General features: G+C 47.6%; 10 protein-coding genes and 1 tRNA gene. 1 reads left to right on the top strand and 10 read right to left on the bottom strand.

Features of this window, described 5'->3' with window-relative positions; genetic code table 11:
• The 3 genes from AMS66_RS32850 to nrdR all read right to left on the bottom strand — a co-directional run.
• Positions 1–1096 (bottom strand): 7TM-DISM domain-containing protein (locus tag AMS66_RS32850; protein WP_201782224.1); only part of this gene is annotated, 1096 nt, incomplete at its 3' end.
• 178 nt (positions 1097–1274) lie between these two features.
• A tRNA-Ala gene (locus tag AMS66_RS26005) sits at positions 1275–1347 on the bottom strand.
• A gap of 183 nt (positions 1348–1530) precedes the next feature.
• Positions 1531–1998: a transcriptional regulator NrdR gene (gene nrdR, locus AMS66_RS26000; RefSeq protein ID WP_053783556.1), complete on the bottom strand. Its 468-nt coding sequence runs from the start codon at positions 1996–1998 to the stop codon at positions 1531–1533.
• A 115-nt stretch (positions 1999–2113) separates the two neighbouring features.
• Here nrdR and AMS66_RS25995 point away from each other — a divergent pair, with 115 nt between their 5' ends.
• Positions 2114–2335 carry an alpha/beta-type small acid-soluble spore protein gene (locus tag AMS66_RS25995; RefSeq protein ID WP_053783555.1) on the top strand — a complete coding sequence of 74 codons (222 nt, stop codon included), beginning with the start codon at positions 2114–2116 and terminating at the stop codon, positions 2333–2335.
• Positions 2336–2444: 109 nt separating this feature from the next.
• On the opposite strand, the gene AMS66_RS25990 is transcribed toward AMS66_RS25995, so the two are convergent.
• From AMS66_RS25990 to pstB, 7 genes are all read right to left on the bottom strand, one after another.
• A complete protein-coding gene (locus AMS66_RS25990) occupies positions 2445–3008 on the bottom strand; it encodes a lytic transglycosylase domain-containing protein (RefSeq protein ID WP_053783554.1) in 564 nt (187 codons plus the stop codon).
• Entirely contained in the window at positions 3005–3601 is a 597-nt protein-coding gene (gene coaE / locus AMS66_RS25985; protein ID WP_053783553.1) for a dephospho-CoA kinase, read from the bottom strand. The genes AMS66_RS25990 and coaE overlap by 4 nt, the downstream gene beginning before the upstream one ends.
• A 9-nt stretch (positions 3602–3610) precedes the next feature.
• Positions 3611–4384, bottom strand: coding sequence for a manganese efflux pump (locus AMS66_RS25980; RefSeq protein WP_053783552.1), 774 nt, complete (start codon positions 4382–4384; stop codon positions 3611–3613).
• Between the two features lie 154 nt (positions 4385–4538).
• Positions 4539–5369 carry a DNA-formamidopyrimidine glycosylase gene (gene mutM, locus AMS66_RS25975; RefSeq protein ID WP_053783551.1) on the bottom strand — a complete coding sequence of 277 codons (831 nt, stop codon included), beginning with the start codon at positions 5367–5369 and terminating at the stop codon, positions 4539–4541.
• A 116-nt stretch (positions 5370–5485) separates the two neighbouring features.
• The gene (gene polA, locus AMS66_RS25970) at positions 5486–8140 is read right to left on the bottom strand and encodes a DNA polymerase I (protein ID WP_053783550.1); all 2655 of its coding nucleotides are present in this window, start codon (positions 8138–8140) and stop codon (positions 5486–5488) included.
• A gap of 217 nt (positions 8141–8357) precedes the next feature.
• Complete coding sequence (gene phoU, locus AMS66_RS25965) at positions 8358–9017, bottom strand: phosphate signaling complex protein PhoU (protein WP_053783549.1); 660 nt, start codon at positions 9015–9017, stop codon at positions 8358–8360.
• A 63-nt stretch (positions 9018–9080) separates the two neighbouring features.
• Positions 9081–9836: a phosphate ABC transporter ATP-binding protein PstB gene (pstB, locus tag AMS66_RS25960; RefSeq protein ID WP_053783548.1), complete on the bottom strand. Its 756-nt coding sequence runs from the start codon at positions 9834–9836 to the stop codon at positions 9081–9083.
• Positions 9837–9965: the final 129 nt, after the last annotated feature.

The raw sequence follows: 9965 nt of genomic DNA, 5'->3' as shown, positions 1-9965 counted from the left end.
TTCCCCGCCAATAAGCCAGTCCAATACCAAATAAAATATACGTTAAGCTCAAGATCGAGATATATTTGTAACCTTCAATCAAGCGAGTGTACCATTCGGTTGGCAGCAGCAAAACGCTGACAATGAAACCGCAGCCTATAGCCACAAGCCATTTCATAACTGTCGGGTGATAATCCTTCGGGTACAGCTCCTTCACAAATAACAGCGCTGCGGTTACGCCGCCGTAATAGGTCAAATACTCCATGAAGATAAGCATCCGAATATCAACATGAGGATAGAAGTGGACGATGTACATCTCGCCGACAGCACCAATTCGAATGGCTCCCAGAAGACAGCAGATGCCAAAATATAAGGTCGAGCGATCAGAACGACGCATGGCGAACAACGCGATTTGATACAAACCGAGCAACGCGCAGCCACCAAATACGGCTATTTCCACAATCTCTGTACGCTGCTTCAAAGAGAGCATCGAAGGCTCAGTACCAAGCGTTAATCCAAACCAAATGCCGCCTTGAGGATACAATTCATTCGCAATCTGAATATAAAGGTCAAAGGTGTTCCCTGAGGGACTGAATAAAATAGTTTGAGGCAAATAAGCCGCTTTTACGCTTGATTGTTCGGATGACACGACACCAGTCTCTGCGATTAACCGACCATCGACAAACAGGCGGTAAGCCGGAGCTATCGCGGGGATTCGTAGTGCTAAAGGGCCATCGTTCCCTAATGTATGTACCGTCAGACGATAAGTCGCATAACCACGCCCCGGCAGTCCATTGTTTTCCCACTCACCGGGCACTTCAGCGAATATCGGTTTGAAGGAATCTGCCTGAGCCATTTCCGGTTTCGTAAGTAACTTGTTCCAATAAAGAGACCAACGACCGTTTAGCTGGACGGGACCCTCATTCTTCAGACTCCAGTTGGTTAAATCAATTATTCCATCAACCGCCCGAGGATCCTTCTTGGCAGAAATATGGTGTGTCATAGGTAAAAACAAGGCTCCCACTATAAGGATCAAACCTGCCAAGACGGCAAGCTTTTTACGCCAGCCTAGAAACTTTGAAATTCCGTCACCGCCTTCAGCAATCGCATATTCCATTTTATTTTAGCACAGTCTCTCGTTTCTCATTGACCTCATTGGTAAATATCGATGCTGTTCTCCTCCAATGTGCTACGTCCGTGCGAAACGTATGACCATGATCCAAATCATAATTATCCAAGCGTAGAAAAAAGCCTTTAAACACACAGAAATCTTTGTGTTTAAAGGCTTTTAATTATGGAGCCTAGGGGGATCGAACCCCTGACCTCATCGCTGCCAGCGATGCGCTCTCCCAGCTGAGCTAAGGCCCCAAAATATGAATGTAACCGGTTGTCCATCTCTGCTCCATTCCGCAGGCGACTCCTATATCATATAAAATACAGCTTTTGCTGTCAACAATTTTTTCTTGGGTTTCAAGTGATTGGAGAAGAACATCCTTTTACCTGGAACACGTTACGGTAACCCCAGACTGCTCTTCTCCCTTACCCGCTTCATTACTCCTCGATGTCTTCTTTGGACAACAGAGATTTTAATTCTTTCATGAACATATTAATGTCTTTGAATTGACGATACACCGAAGCAAAACGTACATAGGCTACTTCGTCAACGGGAAACAGCTGTTCCATCAACAGCTCGCCAATCTGGCGGCTCTCCACTTCAGCATCGGCTGTGTTCCGCAGCGACTTTTCTGTCTCGGATACCATCATCTCCAGCGTCTCTACCGAGACCGGACGTTTCTCACAAGCCCGTATTAGACCACGAAGAATCTTGTCCCGGCTAAACTCCTCCCGACTGCCATCTTTCTTGATGACGATCAGCGGCGTTTCTTCTACCATTTCAAAAGTTGTAAATCGACGGCTACATTGCTCACACTCACGACGACGACGAATCGATTTCGATTCATTGGCCGGCCTTGAATCAAGCACCTTTGTGCCCAGATAGGCGCAATAAGGACATTTCAAATCAGATCACTTCCCACGTTTTACTTTTTACCATAAATTCCCTGCATGTATTTAGTTATGAAAATCGTATTGCCGACACATAATACTTTTACCAACCGCGAGGAGGTGAACAGCAATGGCACAAAGCAATGGTAACTCCAACAACCTGGTGGTAACTAAAGCTTCCGCAGCTCTGGAACAACTGAAATATGAAGTTGCTCAAGAACTCGGAATCAGCATCCCACAAGACGGATACCAAGGTAACATGACTTCTTACGAGAACGGTTCGATCGGTGGATACATCACGAAGCGTCTGGTAACAATTGCAGAACAGCAATTGGCAGGTCAATACCAATAATATCTGCATCGTAATACGGTAACATAGAGGAGCATGGAGCGGCCGGTGAATAACCGGCCTGCTCGGTGCTTCTACTTATTTTCAGACCACGAAGCCAGAGTGTCTTATCTTAGAACGTATTATAGATCTTTACATATTGATTATAATAATAAATGACGCGTTGTACATAGTGCCGGGTCTCACCAAACGGAATATCTTTGACCGTCTCGAATGAGCCATCCCAAACACCATCCCTTAGCCATGAGTTTACTTTGCCGGGACCAGCGTTATACGCAGCAATCATAGCCGCTTCATTCCCGTCAAATTGATCTGACAGATTGCGTAGATACCAGCTACCCAACTGGATATTCCTTTCAGGCTCGTGCTTCAATTCTTCCAGTGAGGTGCCCGGAATTTTGGCTTGCTCCATAATCCAGTTCGCGGTGTCGGGCATCAGCTGCATTAATCCGATGGCACCTCTCTTGGATTCCTTGCTTGTCTTAAAATTGGTCTCCACCTTGATGATGGAAGCTATGAGAAACGGATCAACCTCATAACTCTGAGACTGGGCACGAATCTCTTCCTTATAATGAATCGGATAGAACCATGACATCCAATTGGTATTCAGGAACAGCACCAATACAAAAGACACAAACATCAACAACAATACCCGTTTCTTACGCAGCAATCTCATAATAGGCCCTTACGATGCAAAAATGAAATGATTTGCTGCTCCGTCTCTGACCACAAGCCGCTGTTGTCGATAACCACGTCAGCACGCTGCTTCTTATCTTCAATATCCATCTGCACGTCTATACGGGCATCTGCCTGTTCGTCCGTCATTCCATCCCGGCTCATCAGTCGATCCCGCTGCACAGACCTCGGAACATATACAACCATCACTTCTTCGAAGCCATCCTCCAGCCCTGACTCGTACAACAATGGAATATCCGATACGACCAGCTTGTCCGGATGTTCAAGCTCATAAAGGGCAGCGCGCTTGCGCATCTCCTTGCGGATCGCAGGATGTGTAATAGCCTCCAGTGCCTTACGTTCCTCTGGATTCTGAAATACAATACTGCCCAGCTTTTTCCGATCCAGTGTTCCGTCCTCATTCAATATGGCTTGTCCGAACCGCTGAACAGCCGCAGCCAAAACGGGATGCCCGGGCAGCATTACTTCCCGGGCAATAACATCTGCATCAATGAGCAACGCTCCCTTACTGGCGAGAAAAGCGGACACACTGCTTTTGCCTGTCGCGATCCCGCCGGTTAAGCCAATATTCATTATTTCACCTCACAACAACTTCATTATTCCCATAAACATTAATAATAGCGCAGGTAGCACGGATAATCTTCGCATCCAACGCAGAGCAGCAAAGCGCAATCCAACTTTCATACCGAGTGACAGAAATACCCCACTAAACAACGCAATAACTAATGCTGTCCACAAAGTTGGGAATCCCAATAATGCTGCCCCCAGTCCTGCACCGAAAGCATCCAGAGAAAGGGCTATACCCAGCCACATTGCTTCTTGGACGGATATACTGCCCGAGTTATCCATATCCGCCTTCGAGGGACTACGCAGGATTTGAATAACAACACCCAGCTTCCGCAGCTCAAGTGTAAAGACCATTCGTTCTAGAGATCCTCCAGAAGCAGATGGCTCAAGCTCAAGCGCGAGCACCTGGTTTCTGCCCTTCGATTGAGCTTCTTGTGAGGCTTGCGTACCACTGCGGATTGTTCCTGCTCCCGTTTCCTCACCCACTCCATTATCCGTTTCCAGCTGTTCCTTGCCTCGTTTTCGAATGAGTTGCAGCAACGACCATGCGCCAATACCGATCAGAATAACCGCTCCAACAATCGAAGCCACGTCCGGAGATACCACATGAGACAGAAGCACACCTACTTGCATGGATAACGCAATAACTAGACCCGAACAGATGGAAATGACGACAATGGATAACAGCGGAATTTTAGTCCTCCGCAGCCCATATGTAATCCCGACTCCAAAACCATCTAAACTAAGCGCCAAAGCAAGCGCCAGTAATGAAATAAAATGATGCAGCACCCCGGATTCCTCCCCTGTGCGGAACTCGTTCCAACTGGCGGCTGCCAGTATGGGTATACGCCCGCTTATTTCTGCCATATCAGTATATGGAGGGAGGAATCCAAGGGTGCTACAATTTGACGATTTCGTTCATGCTGCCAAACCCATCACCGATTTAGAGCAGCGGTTGACACTTCGGACAGTAATGCGTGCCCCTACCGCCTACTACGCTCTTCTCGATTAATGTACCACAAGTTGCACAGGGTTCAGATTTGCGTCCATATATTTTCAACTGATGCTGGAACATTCCCATCTCGCCCTGTCCATTGACATAGGACTTAATGGAGGATCCACCTGCATCCACCGCATCCTGCAACGTAACCACGATCGCTTCATGCAGTACGGTTAACTGGGCTGCTGTCAATGTCTTGGCAATGGTCTCTGGATGAATGCCTGCGCGGAACAAAGCCTCGTCCACATAAATATTCCCGATGCCGACCACATATGCCTGATTTAACAACACGGCCTTGATTTTGGTCATCCGTTTGCCAACAGCATCCCGGAATGCAGCTACGGTAAACGCAGGATCAAGCGGCTCCAGCCCCAGTTTCAACAAAGGTTTGGATACCAGTTCCTCCCCTGCATTGAAGAGATGCATTGTACCGAATTGACGGACATCCTTGTAACGTAATTCTGTACCATCGTTAAAGTGAAAGATGACATGGGTATGCTTCTCCACTTCCTCATGCTGTTGGTACACCCCGTACCTTCCTTCCATCCGCAGATGGGAGACAAGCACCAGCCCGTCCAGCAAAATACGCAAAAACTTGCCTCTGCGCTCCACACCAATCACGGTATGTCCCGCAAGTTCCATTGCAAATGCATCTATGTCGTCTGGCCGCTGAATAATCCGCGGCAAGCTAACGGTAACTGAGTCAATGGTTTTACCAACAATAAGTTGATTCAAAGTTCTTCTGACTGTTTCGACTTCCGGTAATTCCGGCATGATGTTCTCACCTCCCCTATATTATAACGGAAGATGGCGCTCAGTGGGACCCCTTCTTGTGTCGAAAACAGTTGAAAAACATTTTGTAAAATAACGGAAAACCCGCTTGGGATCTATTATTTAGCCTCGTACCAGTTTGCCCCGTAGCTAACTTCCGCTTTCAGCGGCACAGAAAGCTCCAATGCTTTTTCCATGACCGAAGGCACCAGCTCTTTCATCAGTTCCAACTCATCAGCAGGCACTTCGAATACAAGTTCATCGTGCACTTGAAGCAGCATACGGCTCTTCAGCTTGCGTTCACGCAGTGCTTCATCCATCTGTACCATGGCAAGCTTGATGATGTCCGCTGCAGTTCCCTGGATCGGTGTATTCATCGCTGTCCGTTCAGCAAAGGAACGCAGGTTGAAGTTGCTGGCATTGATTTCTGGCAGATAACGACGGCGTTCCAGCAACGTTTTGACATAACCATCCTGACGTGCTTCCTTCACAATATCATCCATATATCGGCGCACACCCTGGAATACTTCAAAATATTGATCGATAAACTGCGCTGCCTCTTTACGCGTAATATTCAGGTTCTGGGACAAACCGTAGTCGCTGATTCCATATACGATACCGAAGTTAACCGCCTTTGCAGAACGACGCATGTCTCCATCTACCTCTTCAGCCTTTACGCCAAATACATCGGAGGCCGTCTTCGTATGGATATCCATGTCCTGGACAAAAGCTTCTTTCAGTCGCTCATCATCTGAAATATGGGCGAGTACACGCAGTTCAATCTGCGAATAGTCTGCCGCAAGGATGGACCATCCCGGTTCGGAAGGAACAAATACCTTCCTGATTTTACGACCTTCCTCCATCCGAATCGGAATGTTCTGCAAGTTCGGGAACTGGCTGCTCAGACGTCCGGTAGCTGCAATGGTCTGCCGGTAATACGTATGCACTTTGCCATCCTTATCTGAGATCTCTTTGAGCAGTCCTTCTACATATGTGGACTGCAACTTGGCGAGTTGTCGATATTGCAGAATATGCTTGACCACATCGTTATAAGGAGCCAGCTTTTCCAATACTTCGGCATCCGTTGAATATCCTGTCTTTGTTTTCTTCACCACAGGCAGACCGAGTTTATCGAATAAAATCTCACCCAGTTGCTTCGGTGAATTCAGATTGAATTCCGTACCGGAAAGCTTGTAGATTTCCGCCATCAACCTGCTTATATTTTCTTCGAACTCACTACCCAAAGCCTTTAAATCTGCCGTGTTAGCTTTAATTCCCTGTTTCTCCATATCAGCGAGAATACGTGACAAAGGCATCTCCAGTTCATGGAAGAGTGCGTTCATCTCATTACTTTCCAGCGCCTGCTCCTGGAGTGGAATAATCGCTGCTACCGCCGCAGCTTTGCGACACAGAAAATCTCCGAGTATATCTGCCTCAGGCACCCTGTATTTTGCACCTTTGCCCATAACCGTATCATCCTCAACAAGCGAAGGCAGACCATACTTCGTGGTCAGGCCGCTAATCGTCTGATTCGCTTCGGTTGGATCAAGCAAATAGGCAGCCAGTTGCACATCAAAGGACGCTCCTGCAAACTCAATTCCATGTGCATGCAGCGCCAGATCAACACGATGCAGATCATAACCACGCTTGGGTTGTTCTGCATTGCCGAGCCATTCTCGGACTGGTGCAGCAGCTTCTGACTGAAGCAATTCGGGTGACAGAAATGTATAGGTTCCAGCCGAACCTACCGCAAGTCCGATCAGTTTCGCCTGATGCGGGTTATCGCCATGTGTCTCCACATGCAGCACATCAATGGATTCAAGTGAACCGAACAGTTCACTAATCGTTTCTTCTGTTGCTATGGAGGATTCCACCACGGCAGCCGGAACGGCTTCCTGTTCAGAAACTACACTTGCGCGGAATGACAGGCGCTCAAGCAAAGACTTGAATTCAAGCTTGGCCAAAGCCGGGCCTGCCAGCTCCTCTTTTAAGCCAGCGAACTGCATATCTTCCCACGTCTGTTCCAGTGGAACTTCACGGTGGATCGTAGCAAGCTGCTTGCTCATACGGGCATCTTCTGCGTGAGCCTCAATCTTTTCTTTCATTTTTCCCTTTAGCTCGCCTGTGCCGTTAAGAACTTCCTCAACCGAACCGAACTGGTGCAGCAGCTTCAAAGCCGTTTTTTCTCCGACACCAGGAATGCCCGGAATATTGTCTGATGTGTCGCCCATCAGGCCTTTGAGATCAATAATTTGAAGCGGAGTCAGACCATAGCGTTCCTTAATCTGAGCAGGATCGTATAGCTCAATATCGGTTACCCCTTTGCGCGTAAGCCCGATATGCACATGTTCAGAAGCGAGCTGCAACATATCTTTGTCACCTGACACAACGAGAACCTGTCTTCCCGCTTCATCTGCACGTTTCGTTAATGTTCCGATAATGTCATCCGCTTCAAACCCTGCAAGCTCAAACTGGGCAATACCGAAGCCATGAAGCAGCTCTTTCAGCAGCGGAAATTGCTCCGACAACTCCGGTGGTGTTTTCTCCCGGCCACCCTTATATTCCTGGTAACCTTCATGTCGGAACGTGACTTTTCCTGCATCAAATGCCACCATCACATGTGTCGGTTTATGTTCTTCCAGCAAACGCAGCAGCATCGTGGTGAAACCGTACACCGCATTGGTGTGCAAGCCTTTCGAGTTAGTTAGCGGCGGCATTGCAAAAAACGCCCTGTAAATAATACTATTTCCATCTATTAGAATAAACTTGTCCATTCCAGCACCTCGCGTATCGTATGGTCAATCCTTCAATTACATCTACTCTCATGATAACATACACACCAGTTACAACAAAAAAATCAGTCATTTTTTCAGGTCATAATCTGCCTACAAAAAAAAGAACTTCCTTCACAGACGGCCAGTATACAGGCCACCCGAGAGAAAGTCCCTCCATTTCGTTATAAATAATACCCCAATTCACTGCTGCGCTTACCTATTGATTCAAGTCAGGGCGTTTTCCTGTTACCAGATACACCGTGCTCTCACCAATGTTTGTTGCATGGTCACCAATCCGTTCGATGTAACGCCCTACCATCATCAAGAGCATCGCTTGGGAAGCCTTGTTCGGATGGTCTGTCATGAACGCGTAGAGGTCACTGATCATATGACTGTACAATTGATCAACCTGATCGTCAGTTTGAGCCATTTTGTAGGCCAGATCCGTATTTTCTTTCAGGAAGGATTCGATGGATTCATCAACCATGGCTTTGACGATTTCCGCCATTCTTGGAATATCCACAAGCGGTTTAATCAGCTCCTGTCCATCCATACGAAGGGTCACTTTCGCCACATCCAGGGCAAGGTCACCCATACGCTCCAGGTCACTTGAGATTTTGAATGCAACAATAATGCGTCGCAAATCCTTTGCTACCGGCTGTTGTGTAATGATGAGTTTGGAACCCAGTTCCATAATTTTGTCTTCCAGGGCATTCAGATTCGCATCATTCTTGATGATGACCTGAGCTTTCTCGGCATCCATCGTCTGCAAACTTTCAATGGCACCATCCAGCGCCGTTCCTACATGCTCACCCATTTGCCGAAGCAGTGTGCGCAGTTCCTCAAGCTCTTGATCAAATTCTTTTCTGCGAATCATAGATTCCATGTCCTCCTTATCCATCATCTCCGGACACACCGGGATCGTTCGAACTCAGCTTGCTTAGCCGAACCGTCCGGATATATAATCCTCGGTTCTGGAATCCTGCGGTGTGGAGAACAATGTTTCTGTATCCGCCGCCTCCACCACTTCCCCGTTCAGGAAAAATACAGTCCGACCCGATACCCGCGCAGCCTGATGCATGTTATGGGTTACCATCACAATCGTGTATTTGTGGTGCAATTCCTTCACCAGTTCCTCAATTTTGAGCGTCGAGATCGGATCAAGTGCAGACGTTGCTTCATCCATCAGCAGAACGTCAGGCTGCACGGCCAAGGCACGTGCAATACAGAGGCGCTGCTGTTGTCCACCAGAGAGACTGAGTGCCGATTTTTTGAGCACATCCTTTACTTCATCCCACAGTGCAGCATGGACAAGACTCTGCTCAACCAAACGATCCAGTTCCGCTTTTTGTGTCACCCCATGAAGTCGTGGCCCATAGGCCACGTTATCGTAGATGGATTTTGGAAAAGGGTTAGGCTGTTGAAACACCATTCCGACCCGCTTGCGCAGCGTCTCAACTTCAATGTCACTGCTATAAATGTCGGAACCGTCCAACATAACTTGTCCTTCCACACGTACGCCTGGAATCATGTCATTCATCCGATTCAATGTACGAAGCAAGGTGGATTTACCGCAACCCGACGGGCCGATAAACGCGGTAACCGTCTTCTCCGGCAGGTCCATTGATATATTTTTAAGCGCGTGATGCGTATCATAGTATAGATTAAGTCCTTCAATATGAATGAGGTCCTTCATGGATGTTCACTTCTCCTTCGCGGCAGGGACAACCAGATTCCCTTTACGTAGACCGATGCCAATGATTGAACTTGGCTCTCGGCCATCTATAATATCCTACCCTCTCATTGTAAAAACAGTATCACTTTC

Origin of the sequence: Paenibacillus xylanivorans, from assembly GCF_001280595.1 — a bacterium.
GTDB lineage: Bacteria > Bacillota > Bacilli > Paenibacillales > Paenibacillaceae > Paenibacillus > Paenibacillus xylanivorans.
Note: the sequence above shows the minus strand (reverse complement) of the source record. Positions and strands in the feature narration are given on the sequence as shown.